Below are 14,411 nucleotides of genomic sequence, written 5' to 3' on the forward strand. Positions count from 1 at the left end.
ATGTCGGGATCCGCGACGGTCGGCGCGCTGCGCGTCACCCTGGGGCTGGACAGCGCCGCCTTTACCGACGGCCTGAGCGCGGCGCAAAAGCACCTCCAGACCGTGGGCGGCAAGCTTCAGAGCGTCGGTCAGACCATGGCCACGGTCGGAGCCGGCATGTCGGCCGCCATCACGGCGCCGTTCATCGCTTTGGGCAGTCATTTGCTCCAAGGCAGCCAAGATGCGGCGGCGGCGGCGGGGCAGGTGAACGCCGCGCTGGAGAGCATGGGCGGCGCCAGCGGGAAGACGTTCGAACAGTTGGAGAAAACGGCCGTCACCCTGCGCGATCTGTCGGGCATGGATGATGACGAGATCCTGACCAAGGTCACGGCGAACCTGCTGACCTTCGGCAATGTCGCCGGGGACGTGTTCGATCGTGCCCAATTGTCGATCCTGAATGTCTCGGCGCGTCTGGGTCAGGATCTTCAGGCCTCGACCATGATGGTCGGCAAGGCGCTGAACGATCCGATCAGGGGGCTGGCTGCACTGCGCCGCGTCGGCATCCAGTTCACGGCCCAGCAGGAAGACCAGATCAGGGCGATGCAGGGCGTCGGCGACATGGCCGGCGCACAGGCCATCATGCTGGGCGAGCTGGAGCGACAGTTCGGCGGGGCGGCCGAGGCCGCCGGCAACGCCGATGTGTGGAAGCCGCTGAAGACCGCGCTGATGGAGCTGGAAGGCGCCTTCGAGCCGCTGATCCGCGATGTCGTCGGACCGTTGATCCAACGTGTCGCGGATTTGGCGCGCACGTTCGCCGGCGCCTCACCGGAGGTACAGAAGTTTGCGTTGATCGGAGCCGCCGTTGCGGCGGCGCTGGGGCCGGTTCTGATCGTCCTGGGCGGCGTGGTTGCGGCGGTCGGCACACTGCTGCCCGTGATAGGCGCCATCGGCGCGCCGTTCCTGGCGATGGGCGCGGCGGTCGCGGGCGTGGTGCTGATTTTCTATGCCTTTCGGGACGAGATCATTCCGATCGTCCAGAGCTTTGCGGCATCGATCCAGGCGAACATCGGCCCAAAGCTGGCCCCGTTGTGGGAGGCGTTGAAGGGAGCGGTCGGCGCCGTGGGCGAGGTCTTCGCCGCCATCTTCGGCGACGGATCGCCTGACAGCGCGTCGGCGAATCTGAAGCTGTGGGGCGAGGTCGTCAGTCGCGTTTTCGGCGCAGCCATCGACATCATCACGGGCGCGATCAATGTGGTGAGCAACATCCTGCGTGCGCTGGGCGCGCTGCTGAGGGGCGACTTCAGCGCCATGTGGGGATACCTGGGCGCAGCCGTCATGGCCGCGTTGCGCGGCATCGCCAACGCGTTCCAGACTCTGTTCCCCGAGGTCGTGGCCTGGGCGCAGCGGACGTTCGAGGGGGTGAAGAGCTGGCTGCTGGACAGGTTCGAAGCCGTCGTGCGCGGCATCGGCGAGAAGGTGGCGCGGGTGAAGGGTTTCTTCCGCGATCTGTGGGACGCCGTGGTGGGGCATTCCTACATTCCGGACATGGTGGTGGCCATCGCGGATTGGATGGGGCCGCGCCTGAAAGACGCGATGGTCGATCCGGCGCTGGCCGCTGTCAGCCAAACCGACGCGGCGTTCCAAGGCCTGGGCGCCTCCGTCGAGGCGACGATGGATTCGGTGCTCAAATCCATCTCGTCCCGCGATTGGTCGGGCGCGTTGGCCGGCATCTTTGACATGCTGAGCGGTCAGGGCGGTAAGCTGGGGGCGTTGGGGAAGATCGGCTCTGCGATCATGGGGGCCCTGCCGGGGTTCAAGACCGGCGGCTCTTTCCGGGTAGGCGGATCGGGCGGCCCGGACAGTCAGTTGACCGCATTTCGGACCACGCCGGGCGAGATGGTGGATATCCGGCGACCAGGCCGCGATTCCGGGACCGGCGGCGGCCATGTGTTTGATCTCAGGGGCGCGCTGGTGACCGAGGATCTGCTGAGCCAGATCAACCAGCGCGTCGCCGCAGGGGAGGCGCGCGCCGTCCGAACGGCGACGCGCGTCGGTCAGCGGTCATTGGCAGGCATCCAGCAATCTTATCGCCGCCTGGGTTCAACCTGATGGATTTTTGGCCGTGGGATCTGCTGACGCCGACGCAAGAGCGTTGGCGGTTGCAGGGCGTCGCGATGAGCGGCGGCATCAACGTCGCCGGATCGACGCGCCTGACGCGGACCGATGGCGGCGGCCTGTGGGTCGGTGAACAGACCTTCCTGCTGCACGGCCGCGATCGGATCAAGGCGGGGCGGGCGATCGAGGCGGCGCTGGATGGCGGGGTCGGTCAGATGGTGGCGTGGTCACACGAAGCGCCCTTCGCCCCCGGCGACCTGTCGATCGCCCACGTTCCGCATTCGGACGGCGCGCCATTCGGGGATGGAACCGACTATGCCGTTGCACCCCATGGCGCGGTGACGACGGCCGCGGCGGCGTTGCGCGCGACGACACTGACCATCGCCATGATCTCGGGCGTGATCCAGGGGGGTGAGCATTTCTCGATCACCCATCCGGTCAAGGGGGTGCGCCGTTATCGCGTGGCCAGGGTCAATGACGCCGGCGACGAGGTCGTGATCCGCCCGCCTCTGCGCGAGGCGATCGCCAGCGGCGCCGAGTTGAACTTCCTGAGGGTGGGGTGTGTCTGTCGCTTGGCCAATCCGGACGACTTCCTGGGCGCGCTCGACGCCCGGCAGGTGGTCGAGGCGACCGCGCTTTGGGTCGAAGCGTTCTGATGCTGTCGGACGAGGTCAAGGCGATCCTGAACGCGCGGCAGGCGGCGCGCTGGTCGTGTTTCCTGCACATGCAGTGCAAGTCGTCGGTCGTGCGGGCGTGGACGGGGATCGCGGATTTCGCGATAGATCCGGATGAAGTCGACACGACGGGCGGGATCTATCTGGGGATCGGCCTGGTCGAGGAGATGCCTGCGCTCAAGCAGCTGGTCGGCGGGTTGGCCGAGCGGATCGAGTTTCGGCTGAACGGCGCGGATGAGACTACGTTTCAGCTGGCGGACGGCGATGTCGACGAGGTGCGCGGCGCGGCCGTCAACATCGGCATCGTCTTCTTCGACGAGGACTGGCAGCCGGTCGCGCCGATCGCCTGGCTATGGGATGGCGAAGCCGATGTGCCCCGGATTGATCGGGACGGGTCGGGCGACCAGATCGTGCGGACGGTGACATTGTCGGTGGGTTCGGCCTTCACCGACCGGACCCGGCCGCAGCTGGCGTTTTATACGCCCGGCGATCAGAAGCGGCGCAGCGCGACCGACACCTTCTGCGACCGGGTGCCGGCGTATGGGGTCGAGTCCACGGTGAAGTTTCCCAGCTGATGCTGTCCGCCTTTCTGGAGGAGATGGCCTGTCGGCCCTTTGTCGACGGGGAGCGGGACTGCGCCCTGACGGTGGCGGACTGGGTCATGACGGCGACCGGCTGTCCGGATCCGGCCGCCCATCTGCGCGGGCGGTATCGCACCGCCCTGGGGCGCGAGCGGCTGTTGCGAAAGCTGGGCGGGCTGGAGGCGGTCATGGCCGATTGCGCGGCGAAGGCCAGCCTGGCCGAAGTGACGAACCCGGTTCGCGGGGATGTCGGTCTGATCGAGGCCGGGCGGCGTGGTTTCGCCGCCATCTGCCTGGGCGGTCGGTGGGCCGTGAAGGGTCTGGGGGTCGAGGTTCTGACGCCCGATCGCGTCATTCGTGCGTGGGGGATCTGAATGCCGCAAGCCATTCCCGCCGCCGCCTCGGCCGTCGCCAACTGGGTGGCCAGCGCCGTCTTCACGAACATGGCCGGCGCCAGCATCACGACGGCGGCGACCATGGCGAACGTCGCCTATGTCACCGCCTATGCCGCCAGCTATGTCGGCATGACTGCGGCGGTGACCGTGGGGCTGAGCGCCATCGCGCGGGCGCAGGTGCCGGACCCGGAAGGGCAGAAGATCACCCGCAAACAGACCCGGCCGCTGCGCTGCATCGCCGTGGGCGGGCCGTCGCGGATGTCGGGCGCCTATATGTTCCGGGAGTGGAAGACCCAGCGCCTGGGCGTGGTGCTGGCGATCTGTGAGGGTCGTCTGGCCTCCATCGATCGCATCTATCTGAATGACGACCGGGTCACGATCAACGGCAGCACCGGCTATGTGAACGGGTTGTCGGACGGGCGTTATGGCGGCGGCGGGATCATGAAGATCCAGACCCGCCTGGGGGTGGCGACCGAGACTCATTACAGCCTGATCTCCGGTGATCCCTCGCACTTCGGCGCGCTGTGGCCCACGTCTGCGCGGGGGGATGGCGTCGCCTCGCTGGCCATGACCTGCTGGCATGGGGACAAGGAGAATTTCTCAAAATTCTATCCGAATGGGGAGCCCATCCCGTCCATCGTCGGCGCTCCCGTTTGTTATGACTGGCGCGATCCCAGCCAGAGCCGCACGGACGAGAGCACCTGGAAGGTCTGTACGAATCCGGTCGTCTGGTTGGTGCATCTGGAGTGGTATCGGTTCGGGCGGAAGTGGAGCCGCTGCATCGCGCCGGTGTTGGCGGACCTGACGGCCGAGGCGGCTGTCTGCGACCAGCTGGTGCCGCTGAAGGCGGGCGGGACCGAGAAGCGGTATCAGGTCGCCGGCAACTTCTTCGCCAACACCGAACCGGCGGCCGTGCGGTCGCAGCTGCTGGCGGTCATGGACGGCTGGCTGTCGATCAACGGCAAGGGTCACATGATCCTGAAGGCCGGGCGCTATGAGGCGCCGACCTTCACCCTGACCGGCGAACATATCGTCGGCTATTCGTGGCAGGCGGGCCAGGCGGACGAGGAGTCCTGTAACGAGCTGATCGTCTCCTATGTCTCGGCCGATCACGATTACAGCGTGGTCGAGGCCGGCGTCTGGCGGGATGAAAGCGACATCGCCGAGCGGGGGCGGGTGCGGCCGGAGGATCTGGCGCTGCCGTGGTGTCCCCGGCGCGGGCAGTCGATGCGGCTGGCCAAGCGCAAGATGAGCCGCGTGAACGCCCCGCGCCGCGGGCAGGTTCGCGCCGACATCTATGGCTTGGACGGGTTGGGCCGCCGCTACATCCGGGTTCAGAATCCCGAGACTCCGTCGATGGCGGACGTGGTCTGTGAGGTCATGAATGTCGAGATGGATTTCGAGCGATCGGAAGTCGTCTTCGATGTCATCCAGGCCGACATCAACATCGACAGCTGGGTTCCGGCCGAGGAAGAGGGCGAGCTGCCCGACGAGATCGACCGCCCCATCAGCGATCCCTATGAGGCGCCGGCGGCGCGCATCCCGATCGGCCGGTCCATCGTCTATGTGACGAACGCCACCGAGGACACGATCAATGTGTTGGCGCACGACGCCTATATGGCGGACGGGACCACCCTGAACATTCCTGCCGGGACGATCAGCGGGCTGACCGAGCTGAGCGACTACGGCGTGTTCTGGAAAGCGGGTGTGGGGTTCGAGGTCGAGATCGCGCCCGCGCCCATCCACATGACAACCGGCGCATGGGTCTTCATCGGCTGGCAGAGCACGTCGGACGATGAGGGCGGGTATCCGGAAGAAGAGCCGCCGCCCGGCGGATGGTGCCCGCAAGAGGACGGGCCGGTCCTGCTGGCGAATGAGGACCATACCGGGCCGGGTGAAGAGATCCGCGCGGGCGATGTGGTCGGGGGCGAGACCTGGGTCTGGACCCGGCATGAACATACGGGCGCGTGGGGCGCCTTCCTGGTGACCTCGGCCGTCCGCCGCCCGTCCGCATTGACGCGACTGGATATGCGAGACGGGCGGAGCCCGCGGTTCTCTCCTCGGCATCGCATGGGCTTGGCGAACGGGCGGTTCCGGCGACTGGCCGACCTGACCGAGGGCACCGCCCTGGACGGCACCCGGCCAGGAACGGTCCAGGCCGTGGCCGATGCCGGCGAAGGCTGGGTGATTCAGCTGACGGTCGATGACGCCGCGACCTACGTCGTCGACGGCCTGCTTTGCCACAACATGAAGCCGGCCAAGTACTACTGATCCGGTCGCAGCGTGCGACCACTATCCTCATAAAAATGGAGGCGTCCCATGGGTTTGATCCTCGATCTCGCTCGCCAGTTTCTGCGTGACTACAACATCGATGGCCTGCCCGCCTCGGGTGTCTATGAGCCGGAGAAGTCTGCGGGCCGCGCCCTGTTCGAGGCGATCGACAATCAACCTGGGTTCGGCGTCGCGGCCGGGGACAGCATCTGGCAGACGCCGACCATGCCGGGCGCGAACGGGGGGCCCGGCGATATCATCGCCGTTAATGGCCAAACGCCCGAGGGCTATATCGCCCAGTTGTGGGAGCCGCTGCGTCAGGCCCACCCCGGCTATATCACCCGCGCGCTGCTGGGTAAGGATCAGTCCGGCACGCACGACATGTGGCGGTATGAGTTCACTCCGCCGAATCCGCAAAAGACGATCCTGCTGACGTGCAACGCCCACGGGTTCGAGCGTCTGAGCCAGATCGGCGTCTTCCTTTTCCTGCGAGAGGTTGCGCAGAACTGGAAATCACATGCTGGCCTAGCGCATCTGCGTTGGAATGTGCGGATCGTCGTCGTCCCTATCGTCAATCCCTGGGGGCTGGCGCAGTCGCCGCCGACACGCTGGAACAGCAGGCTGGTCGATCTGAACCGGAACTATGATTACCGGTGGACCGAGTATGTGGTGACGAACCCCAGCGAGACAGGATCAAAAGGCAGCGCGCCATTCTCGGAGGTCGAGGCACAGTATCTGCGCGATATGCTGGACCAATATCCGGAGGCGGTGGCCTGGTTCGACATGCACGACGTGAACGGTCCTGGCCCCAGCGGCGCGGAGACGATCACCCACATCCTTTATGCGCCGAACCCGCTTAACAGCGGAGCCGCGATCAACATCGGGCGCGAGGTGTTCGAGAGTATCAAAGGGCCGGACGACAATCTCTTGTGCTTCGGCGCCGCGCCCCAGCCTAGCGCGGGCAACTATGCGACAGCACGGGGCCTGATAGGCGCCACGCCCGAGGCGACGACAGACGGAAGCAGTTCGTCGCGCTGGACCAGCCTGGCCACAACGAGGGCGGTCAAGTTTTGGGGCAATCTGATAATCCGGGCATCATATCAGGACAGGCCCTCGGCGCGTGTATGCGCGCCGTTCGTGATGCAAGCTCGATGGGCGGCGGGGTCCGACCCCAGCATCCTGACCAGCGCCACGACCTATGCCGATATCCCTGGCCTAAACCTGATGTGCCGAGTTCCGGGCGCAGGCCTGATGATCTTCGACGGAGTCGCCACCGTTCGGGTAACTGGCGCTGGCACCGGAAACCCGGGGCGGGTTTTCCTCACTCCCAAGATCGGCATCGAACAAAATCCGGTAGCCGTGGCCTCGGCCGTCCGCAACGACTATTGGGAGGTCTATGACGATGTTCAGAGTGGACGCGTCAGTGTGATCCCGTTCAAGGCTGTGATTCCGGTCGCTGGAAACAACGGACCGATCTCCGGCGGCCCTCAACTGCGCGCCGGATTGTGGTGGCGCACCAGCACCGAAACGCCCGGCGCGACAATAGAACTGCTGCGCTATCAGGCGACGCTAGAGTTTCGGCCGTCGGATCATGTCGCCAAGTTCCAGTACTATCGATCCACCGGTTTCATGAGTGAGAGTGAGGGGGCCATGAAACAGATTTTCCCCTATCCGAACCCGTTCGCGGAAACGCCCTGATCTGCAGAGGCCTCGCTTTAATGCACAAACGTAAGGGTTGAAAGGTGCGGCGCACTCTCTTTAGGGTCGCGCCCATGACCTCGTCGCCTCGCGTTAAATGGATCCGAGTTCTGGCCCTGATCGCGGCGGTGATCTTCTGTGTATGGGCCTGGGGGTCCATGTTCGATCTGGGGCGCAGCCTGTTCGAGCGCATCTTCTAAACCCGCATGTCCAGGCGGGCGCTCAACGTCGATCATGAGGTCGAGGACGCCATGATGCGTCAGGTCGGCGCGCGCCTGAGGTTCGAACGTCTGGAAGCGCGCCTGTCGCAGAAGGCGTTGGGCGCCCTGATCGGCGTCACCAACATTCAGATCGGCTGCTACGAGACGGGGGCCACGCCCCTTCCGCTGGCGCGGGCCGTGCTGTTGGCGGGCGCGCTGGACATCGATGTCAGGCGACTGCTGCCGTCGGCCGACGACCTTCCGACCGGTCACCGCCGGCGCGTCGAAGAGTATCCCGAACTGATCGCGCTATACCGCCAGCTGAATGAGCGGTCCCGCAGCCGGGTGCGCCAGCTGGCGGAACAGTTGATCGATCAGGGCGGCGTCCAGGGCGCATCCTGAACCCAGGACGGCCGCGCCGTCCTTTCTCCCAGTGAGCCACCAAGGGGGCCTTCTATGGCTGATGCACCGACGCCTTCCGGGGCGCTGGCTGAACTGGCGCGCCTGGCCGCACCGTGGGCGCCGGGGATCGCGGGGGCCGTGCTGGCCCTGGCCTTCCTGGACGGCCTGACCCCGCGGGGCCGGGTCGTGGCGCTGGCGGTCGGGCTGGCGTCCGCCGCCTTCATCGGGCCGATGTTCGTTGAGATCGGCGGGCTTTTCTGGCCGGGCGGCGCGCTTCCGGGACGGTTCGCCGGGGGGCTGTATTTCCTGACCGGGATCTCGGCCATGGGGTTCCTGCCGCCGCTGCTGGGGTGGATCAAGCGGGTGGCGGGCGATCCGCTGTCACTGCTGAAGGTGCGTATTGGACCACCCACGGCGCCGACAGGAGGCGCGACATGATCGGCATGCTGAGCGCGGCGCTGGCCGCCGTCATCGTGGCGATCGTCGCGCTGGCGGGGATCGTCGGCTGGGGCGGCCGGGTCAGTTGTGCGCAGCGGATCGGCCTGTGCGTCATGGCGGCGGGCCTGGTGTGGGCCGGGCCGGCGCGGTTCATGGGATATCCGCCCGGCCTGGGTGACCTGTTGTTTGTGGCCGGGATCGTGATTCACCTGGGCGCAGTCTATGGCCCCGCGATGTGGCGCAAGGTCGACGCCCTGGATGGCGAAGCGGACGGGCGGGTTTCGCTGAGGCGGCGCTAGAACAGGCGGCTGAGCCGGATCCAGATGCCCCATGCGGACCAGGCCGCACCGGCGAGTGTGAGGGCCAGCAGTAGTCCGACGACGATGCGGTCGAACAGTTTCATGGAAGCAACCCAGCCCGTCCGTTCTCAGTGCGCCACGGGCATCTCGGACAACCCCCATCGCACGGCGTGCGCAGTCATGCAGCCCTCTGGGCCGAGGGGGATCGAACATAGGCCCGGAGGGCCATCAGAGCAGCCTGATCCAGACCATCGCACCGCTCGCCACACTGATCCATGATGACCTGGATCAGGGTGTCGGCCTCTGCCCCGGATTGCGGCATGTGTTGCAGCAGGAAGATTTCGGCCTGCTCGAAGTCCGATGCTTGGTCGTCGCTGGCATCGTCAGCTTCCCGCAGTTTCAGCCAGACGGCGACTGCGTCTTCAAAGGTCCACTTGCGTCCCATTTCGTCGCGCCCTCCCGCGCGAAACGTCGGGCGGCCCAGGCTTCCCAGGCGCCGAACAAGAATGTGAGGCTCAGCAGGCCGGCGACGCCGATGCGCGCCGACACTGCCGTCCAGATGAAATAGGCGCCGGTGAGGGACACGAGGTGAGACACGACGGCAATCAGTTGGAACCCGGCGGCGGCCGTCAGCCACCATCGACCTCTGACTTCGACGACGATCCACATGGCGACGAACAGAGTGAGTTCGAGCGCCGCGAGTCCCGCCCGCCACTGGCCGATCTGGAGAGGCTCCAAGAGCGGGGTGGCGAGGATGTTCACCAGCACCAGGACGGCGATCACGCGCTCTGGCCAGCCGCCGACGACGACCAGGGCCAGCAGCCCCAGCGCCGTCAGACAGAGGAAGAAGAGCGTAATCACCGACTGATCAGGCCGCCGCCGCCAAGTCGTCTTGGGCAGCGCCGGTGATGGGCTTGGACTCTGTCAGGCCGGACATCGACCAGTCGAGTCCGAGGCGTCGGCCATCCCGCTCGAAATGGCTGTGGGCGCCTATGATCTGGCCTCGGGCTTCTACGAGCGCCGAAAGCGCCGCCGCCGTCTTTTGCAGGCCGGATTGACCCACGCACGCGGCGATGCCGGCGGGAACCCGCCCTTCGAAAATAGTCGTGAGCAGCGCCGTCAAACGTGCGCCGCTGACATCCAGCTGACGTTCGGATTGGATTAGCTCGTGCGCCACCAGCGAGGCGAAAGCATTCTGATCGGGAGTGTTCGAGTTCATGGCGTCCTCTTCAACGGAAGCTCGGCTCGAGCATCTCCAAGGTTCCGAAGAGGGCGTTCAGGAGACCGCTGAAAACGATCAGAACGACCATTCCGGCGACCGCCCATCCGACGATGAGCGGTAGGCGTGAGCCGCCGATTCGAGGCGGCTCACGCCAGCGCCCCCAACTTCGATAGATGGCGTCAGACGGCCGGTCGAAGAGGGCGCCGCCGGCTTCGGGATCAGGGGGACGATCCGCCGAGGCCCAACCACCATCGGAAGGTGGCGCGCCGTCAGCCATCCCGGTTGCGGGGGGTGACGAGTTTTTGAGGAGGGCGCGGAGAGCCTCCCTTCGGCCGGTGCATCCCAGCCGCGCCGTGGCCTGGCGGATGTGCTGATTGACGGTATGCGGGGACAGCCCCAGTTCGCGGGCGATCTCCTTGTCGGACATCGTCGCCGATAGTCGAAGACACTCCTCCTGCCTTGGCGACAACGGCTCCATGACGACTCCCCACCCACTGAAGTGACGATAGGGCGCGAGTCGGGCAGCCGTCCAGAAAACAGTTAACGCCTGCGGTTGTGCAACATTCTGGCGAAGTCGGTCACCAGAGCCTGGTTGTCGGCGTCCAGCCGTTCGACGGCCTTGAACAGGGCGTCGCGAACTGGCGCGGGAGCGTCATCCATCGGTTCGGCGTTCGGGTCTGGGATCAGGGCGCCCACCGGGACGCCCAGCGCCTTGGCGATCGAGATCAGGCGCGAGATGCTGACCCGGTTCGTGCCCTTCTCGTACTTCTGGACCTGCTGAAACGTCAAGCCGATGGCCCGGCCGAGGTCGGGCTGGGTCTGACCGGCCTTTACACGGGTCTCCATGATCCGACGCCCGACCTGTTGGTCGATAGCGATTTCGAAGTCCGCGTTCGTATGTGCGCTGCGATGGGCCATGGCTTCGCCATACCGCGCTGCGCCGCCGAGTCCACCCCACAATCTGAAATGGAGAATTCCATGACGACCAGGCTCTCGGCGCATTTCGCGCTGGAGGAACTGACCGTGTCCGCTGCGGCGGCGCGGCTGGGCTTGAGCAACGTGCCGCCGCCGCCTGTTCGCGCCACGCTGGAGGCCACGGCGGCGCGGATGGAACAGGTGCGCGCCTTGCTGGGAAACAAGCCGATCATCGTGCTGTCGGGCTATCGCTCACCTGCCGTGAACAAGGCGGTCGGCGGATCGGCCACCTCGGCGCATCGGAGCGGCCACGCCGTCGATTTCATCTGCCCCGGGTTTGGCACGCCGACCGAAGTCGCGCGTCACCTGGCGGCGAACCTGAAGGCCTTCGACCAGCTGATCGAAGAGTTCGGCCAGTGGGTGCATATCGGCTTTGGCCCTGGTGCGCGGCGTCAGTATCTGAAGGCGCGCAAGGTCGCGGGGCGGACGGTGTATTCGGCCGGGGCCGCCAAGTGAGGGCGCTGGCCGCCCTGGCGGGCTGGAAGGGTTACGCCCTGACGACCGCCGCGTGCCTGGCGCTGGGCGCTGGCTCGGGCTGGACCGTGCGCGCCTGGAAGGCGGGCGCCGACGCGGCCGACGCGCGGGCCGAAACCGATGCGCGCGAACGCCTGGCGATCGCCAATGCCCTGAGGGTCGAGCGGTCGCAGGCCCAGATCACCGCCACGGTCGATGCCGGGGCGGAGAAGGAAGCGGTGCGCATCCGCACCGTCACACAGACCCTGATCAAGGAGGTTCCGGTCTATGTCCCTGTTGAAGCTGATCTGCGCTTTGCTCTGCCTGTCGGCCTTGTGCGCCTGCATGACGCGGCCGCCGCCGGCGTCGCCGCGATTCCCGACCCCGCCCGCCAGCCTGATGGAGCCGCCGGGAACGCTGAGCCCAGCGACGTCACCCCGTCCCGGTTAGGGTCGGCCATCGTCGAAAACTATGGGGTCTGTCACGCCGACGCGGCCCGGTTCAGCGCCTTGCAGGACTGGGTGCGGCAGCAGCAGGCGCTGATGAATGATCCCTGAGCGTTGAGCTCTCAGGCTCCGCATCAAGGCCCGCTCCGGTTCGCCGGGCGGGCCTTTTTGCGTTGCAGGCTTTCATGCATCTCACAGTCCCTCGATCCGCCGCAGCGGATAGAAGACGCCCACCTGTTCGCCCGGCGGGGTGCCCATGAAGATCATCCGGCCGGCGCATCCCAGCCGCCGGCAGCGACACGTCTTCCCGAACAGCACCAGGTCGCCGCCGTTCAGGCGGACCATGATGTCCAGGTCGATGCGCAGATCCAGATCGCAGACCCGACATCGCGCCATCACTCGCCACCCGGCGCGCCGCATCTGGCTGATAGAGCTGGGCGTGGTGAGGTGATGGTGGAGCGGCCGCGCCTCGGGCCGCCTGTAACCCATGACGGGTCATCCTCGCCGCAGACGGCGCTCAAGGTCCAGGCGATGGTCGTGTTCCGACATCATACGGAACTGCCCCAGCCCAAGGGTGATCGCCACGGAGATGAGGCGGTCGTGCTCGTCCTTGGACAGATAGGCGACGTTCGAGCCGGGCGCCGGGATTTCGGGCAAACATGCGTGAGGGGGCGGGTGCAGGCGCTCTTCGAGATCGGCGTCCACCGCCAGTGTTTCGTCTTCTGACATGATCAACCTCCGGACACCGACCCCGCGGACTCCTACTGACGAACCCGGTTCGTGAGCAAGAGAAATGTTCTCGCAATGTTCTCCCTGGTAACTCCCCCTTGGCAAGCGGGTGAACCGGTGCGAAGTGTTACACCTCAGGCCGAAGGCGAGCGTTGATAGGTAGGAGGATTTCCCCAGACTACGAATCTGAGGGTCGGACGTTCGAATCGTTCCGGGCGCGCCATTTTCTCCTTTCACATCACCGATCAAACCGGACCCGCCACTGCGGCGCACGTCTCGGCAGGTTGTTGTCACGAGAAGGAATGCTCGCATTAGGTGCGTTATATCCATCTATACAACCTTTGCGTCACTTCCGATTAACCTGTGCGTGTCAGCCTTCTGTTCTGAACGGGAGGAACGCCATGGCGGGAATCGCTGTGTGGAAGGCTCTGGCGCGGGATCGGCGGGGCGGGGCGGCGGTCGAGTTCGCCTTGGTGGGCCCGGTGTTCGTTCTGCTGCTGATGGGCATGGTGGTCTATGGCGGCTGGTTCTGGCTGGCCCAGGGCATCCAGTCGGCAGCCGCCGAGGGCGCCCGGGCGGCCATAGGCGGGTTGGACCCGACGGAGCAGGCGGCCGAGGCGCGGCGGTTCGTCGGCGAGCACCTCAAGGCCACAACCGGACTGGACCCGACCCGGGCGCAGGTCGAGGTGGACACCACATCGCAGGTCATCGTCGTGCGTGTGGCCTATGACGTCAGCCGTCATCCGTTGATGGCCCTGTCGGTGATTGTGCCGCCCCCGCCGGATGTCATTGAGCGATCCGCCGCCGTGCGGACGGGCGGATACTGATGCGTCGGCTTCTTCGAGACGATCGCGGCGGCGTCGCCGTCATGGGCGCGGTGGCCGGGGGGCTGATCTGCGGGTTGGCGGCGCTGAGCGTCGATCTGGGCTCCATCGCCCTGGAGGCGCGGCGGGTGCAGGGGGCGGCCGATCTGGCGGCCCTGTCCGCGGCCATGGATCTGCCCCGGGCGGGGGCGGCGGCGCAGGCGACGGCGCGCGACAATTTGGGCCGTCAGGTTCAGCCTGCGACCATCACGGGCGTCTACACCCCTGATCGGGAGCGCAAGCCACAAGAGCGTTTCATCCCCGGCGGCCTGCGCCCCAATGCGGCGCGGGTGCGGCTGGACAGCGAGGCGAAGCTGTATTTCGGGCGGTGGATCCTGGGGCGCGAGACGATCACGGTCAGTCGCTCGGCCACCGCCGCCATCCCTCAGAACCCGCCCATGGCCGCCTTCTCCATCGGCTCGCGGCTGGCCAGTCTGGACGGCGGCCTGCTGAACCAGCTGCTGGGCGGGCTGACGGGATCGAAGGTGTCGCTGAACCTGATGGACTATCGGCGGCTGGCGGATCTGGACGTCGATCTGCTGACATGGCTGGACGCCCTGGCGGTCGATCTGGGGGTCGAGGCGGGGGATTATGACGCCCTGCTGCGGCACGAGGTGGACGCCGGGCGGGCGCTGCGGGTGCTGGAGACGGTGGCGGGCGGGGCTGACGGC

Annotated in this window: 21 protein-coding genes and 1 tRNA gene; 15 read left to right on the forward strand and 7 right to left on the reverse strand. The window is 66.5% G+C overall.

Features of this window, described 5'->3' with window-relative positions:
* From EON91_RS02720 to EON91_RS02765, 10 genes are all read left to right on the forward strand, one after another.
* On the forward strand, positions 1-2,088 hold the full coding sequence (locus EON91_RS02720; RefSeq protein WP_292091431.1) for a hypothetical protein: 2,088 nt from the start codon (positions 1-3) through the stop codon (positions 2,086-2,088).
* Entirely contained in the window at positions 2,088-2,750 is a 663-nt protein-coding gene (locus EON91_RS02725; protein WP_292091432.1) for a hypothetical protein, read from the forward strand. Before EON91_RS02720 ends, EON91_RS02725 begins: the two co-directional genes overlap by 1 nt.
* Positions 2,750-3,343 carry a hypothetical protein gene (locus EON91_RS02730; protein WP_292091434.1) on the forward strand — a complete coding sequence of 198 codons (594 nt, stop codon included), beginning with the start codon at positions 2,750-2,752 and terminating at the stop codon, positions 3,341-3,343. The genes EON91_RS02725 and EON91_RS02730 overlap by 1 nt, the downstream gene beginning before the upstream one ends.
* A complete protein-coding gene (locus tag EON91_RS02735) occupies positions 3,343-3,723 on the forward strand; it encodes a hypothetical protein (protein ID WP_292091435.1) in 381 nt (126 codons plus the stop codon). The genes EON91_RS02730 and EON91_RS02735 overlap by 1 nt, the downstream gene beginning before the upstream one ends.
* The gene (locus EON91_RS02740; RefSeq protein ID WP_292091436.1) at positions 3,724-6,015 is read left to right on the forward strand and encodes a hypothetical protein; all 2,292 of its coding nucleotides are present in this window, start codon (positions 3,724-3,726) and stop codon (positions 6,013-6,015) included.
* Positions 6,016-6,063: 48 nt separating this feature from the next.
* Positions 6,064-7,713, forward strand: coding sequence for a M14 family metallopeptidase (locus EON91_RS02745; RefSeq protein WP_292091437.1), 1,650 nt, complete (start codon positions 6,064-6,066; stop codon positions 7,711-7,713).
* Between the two features lie 74 nt (positions 7,714-7,787).
* Positions 7,788-7,913, forward strand: a complete 126-nt coding sequence (locus EON91_RS02750; protein WP_292091438.1) for a hypothetical protein — start codon at positions 7,788-7,790, stop codon at positions 7,911-7,913.
* A gap of 6 nt (positions 7,914-7,919) precedes the next feature.
* A complete protein-coding gene (locus EON91_RS02755) occupies positions 7,920-8,315 on the forward strand; it encodes a helix-turn-helix transcriptional regulator (protein WP_292091439.1) in 396 nt (131 codons plus the stop codon).
* A 54-nt stretch (positions 8,316-8,369) separates the two neighbouring features.
* A complete protein-coding gene (locus EON91_RS02760) occupies positions 8,370-8,753 on the forward strand; it encodes a hypothetical protein (RefSeq protein ID WP_292091441.1) in 384 nt (127 codons plus the stop codon).
* On the forward strand, positions 8,750-9,052 hold the full coding sequence (locus EON91_RS02765) for a hypothetical protein (protein WP_292091442.1): 303 nt from the start codon (positions 8,750-8,752) through the stop codon (positions 9,050-9,052). The genes EON91_RS02760 and EON91_RS02765 overlap by 4 nt, the downstream gene beginning before the upstream one ends.
* A 178-nt stretch (positions 9,053-9,230) precedes the next feature.
* Here EON91_RS02765 and EON91_RS02770 read toward each other — a convergent pair whose 3' ends face one another.
* The 5 genes from EON91_RS02770 to EON91_RS02790 form a co-directional block, all read right to left on the reverse strand.
* Entirely contained in the window at positions 9,231-9,497 is a 267-nt protein-coding gene (locus tag EON91_RS02770) for a hypothetical protein (protein ID WP_292091443.1), read from the reverse strand.
* The gene (locus EON91_RS02775; protein ID WP_292091444.1) at positions 9,452-9,913 is read right to left on the reverse strand and encodes a hypothetical protein; all 462 of its coding nucleotides are present in this window, start codon (positions 9,911-9,913) and stop codon (positions 9,452-9,454) included. Before EON91_RS02775 ends, EON91_RS02770 begins: the two co-directional genes overlap by 46 nt.
* Before the next feature lie 7 nt (positions 9,914-9,920).
* The gene (locus EON91_RS02780) at positions 9,921-10,271 is read right to left on the reverse strand and encodes a hypothetical protein (protein ID WP_292091445.1); all 351 of its coding nucleotides are present in this window, start codon (positions 10,269-10,271) and stop codon (positions 9,921-9,923) included.
* 10 nt (positions 10,272-10,281) lie between these two features.
* Positions 10,282-10,752: a helix-turn-helix transcriptional regulator gene (locus EON91_RS02785; protein ID WP_292091446.1), complete on the reverse strand. Its 471-nt coding sequence runs from the start codon at positions 10,750-10,752 to the stop codon at positions 10,282-10,284.
* Positions 10,753-10,814: 62 nt separating this feature from the next.
* A complete protein-coding gene (locus tag EON91_RS02790) occupies positions 10,815-11,192 on the reverse strand; it encodes a helix-turn-helix transcriptional regulator (protein ID WP_292091448.1) in 378 nt (125 codons plus the stop codon).
* Positions 11,193-11,252: 60 nt separating this feature from the next.
* On the opposite strand from EON91_RS02790, the gene EON91_RS02795 reads away from it, so the two are divergent.
* Positions 11,253-11,705 carry a D-Ala-D-Ala carboxypeptidase family metallohydrolase gene (locus EON91_RS02795; RefSeq protein ID WP_292091449.1) on the forward strand — a complete coding sequence of 151 codons (453 nt, stop codon included), beginning with the start codon at positions 11,253-11,255 and terminating at the stop codon, positions 11,703-11,705.
* Entirely contained in the window at positions 11,702-12,259 is a 558-nt protein-coding gene (locus EON91_RS02800) for a hypothetical protein (protein ID WP_292091451.1), read from the forward strand. Before EON91_RS02795 ends, EON91_RS02800 begins: the two co-directional genes overlap by 4 nt.
* Positions 12,260-12,340: 81 nt before the next feature.
* On the opposite strand, the gene EON91_RS02805 is transcribed toward EON91_RS02800, so the two are convergent.
* A complete protein-coding gene (locus EON91_RS02805) occupies positions 12,341-12,637 on the reverse strand; it encodes a hypothetical protein (protein ID WP_292091452.1) in 297 nt (98 codons plus the stop codon).
* A gap of 6 nt (positions 12,638-12,643) precedes the next feature.
* Positions 12,644-12,877 (reverse strand): hypothetical protein, encoded by a 234-nt coding sequence (locus EON91_RS02810; RefSeq protein ID WP_292091453.1) that lies wholly within the window; start codon positions 12,875-12,877, stop codon positions 12,644-12,646.
* Positions 12,878-13,022: 145 nt separating this feature from the next.
* Here EON91_RS02810 and EON91_RS02815 point away from each other — a divergent pair.
* The 3 genes from EON91_RS02815 to EON91_RS02825 form a co-directional block, all read left to right on the forward strand.
* A tRNA-Arg gene (locus EON91_RS02815) sits at positions 13,023-13,100 on the forward strand.
* 178 nt (positions 13,101-13,278) lie between these two features.
* Positions 13,279-13,704: a TadE family protein gene (locus EON91_RS02820; protein WP_292091454.1), complete on the forward strand. Its 426-nt coding sequence runs from the start codon at positions 13,279-13,281 to the stop codon at positions 13,702-13,704.
* The coding region (locus EON91_RS02825; RefSeq protein WP_292091456.1) for a TadG family pilus assembly protein at positions 13,704-14,411 on the forward strand (708 nt) is incomplete at its 3' end. The genes EON91_RS02820 and EON91_RS02825, both read left to right, overlap by 1 nt.

The organism is Brevundimonas sp. (assembly GCF_004210735.1).
Taxonomy (GTDB): domain Bacteria; phylum Pseudomonadota; class Alphaproteobacteria; order Caulobacterales; family Caulobacteraceae; genus Brevundimonas.

Bases quoted from the DNA above. Each gene is read 5' to 3' on its own strand.
- EON91_RS02795 (WP_292091449.1), top strand. From the start codon at position 11,253: ATGACGACCAGGCTCTCGGCGCATTTCGCGCTGGAGGAACTGACCGTG.
- EON91_RS02790 (WP_292091448.1), bottom strand. From the start codon at position 11,192: ATGGCCCATCGCAGCGCACATACGAACGCGGACTTCGAAATCGCTATC.
- EON91_RS02760 (WP_292091441.1), top strand. From the start codon at position 8,370: ATGGCTGATGCACCGACGCCTTCCGGGGCGCTGGCTGAACTGGCGCGC.
- EON91_RS02820 (WP_292091454.1), top strand. From the start codon at position 13,279: ATGGCGGGAATCGCTGTGTGGAAGGCTCTGGCGCGGGATCGGCGGGGC.
- EON91_RS02750 (WP_292091438.1), top strand. From the start codon at position 7,788: ATGACCTCGTCGCCTCGCGTTAAATGGATCCGAGTTCTGGCCCTGATC.
- EON91_RS02765 (WP_292091442.1), top strand. From the start codon at position 8,750: ATGATCGGCATGCTGAGCGCGGCGCTGGCCGCCGTCATCGTGGCGATC.
- EON91_RS02720 (WP_292091431.1), top strand. From the start codon at position 1: ATGTCGGGATCCGCGACGGTCGGCGCGCTGCGCGTCACCCTGGGGCTG.
- EON91_RS02725 (WP_292091432.1), top strand. From the start codon at position 2,088: ATGGATTTTTGGCCGTGGGATCTGCTGACGCCGACGCAAGAGCGTTGG.
- EON91_RS02730 (WP_292091434.1), top strand. From the start codon at position 2,750: ATGCTGTCGGACGAGGTCAAGGCGATCCTGAACGCGCGGCAGGCGGCG.
- EON91_RS02770 (WP_292091443.1), bottom strand. From the start codon at position 9,497: ATGGGACGCAAGTGGACCTTTGAAGACGCAGTCGCCGTCTGGCTGAAA.
- EON91_RS02810 (WP_292091453.1), bottom strand. From the start codon at position 12,877: ATGTCAGAAGACGAAACACTGGCGGTGGACGCCGATCTCGAAGAGCGC.
- EON91_RS02745 (WP_292091437.1), top strand. From the start codon at position 6,064: ATGGGTTTGATCCTCGATCTCGCTCGCCAGTTTCTGCGTGACTACAAC.
- EON91_RS02805 (WP_292091452.1), bottom strand. From the start codon at position 12,637: ATGGGTTACAGGCGGCCCGAGGCGCGGCCGCTCCACCATCACCTCACC.
- EON91_RS02785 (WP_292091446.1), bottom strand. From the start codon at position 10,752: ATGGAGCCGTTGTCGCCAAGGCAGGAGGAGTGTCTTCGACTATCGGCG.
- EON91_RS02740 (WP_292091436.1), top strand. From the start codon at position 3,724: ATGCCGCAAGCCATTCCCGCCGCCGCCTCGGCCGTCGCCAACTGGGTG.
- EON91_RS02780 (WP_292091445.1), bottom strand. From the start codon at position 10,271: ATGAACTCGAACACTCCCGATCAGAATGCTTTCGCCTCGCTGGTGGCG.
- EON91_RS02755 (WP_292091439.1), top strand. From the start codon at position 7,920: ATGTCCAGGCGGGCGCTCAACGTCGATCATGAGGTCGAGGACGCCATG.
- EON91_RS02735 (WP_292091435.1), top strand. From the start codon at position 3,343: ATGCTGTCCGCCTTTCTGGAGGAGATGGCCTGTCGGCCCTTTGTCGAC.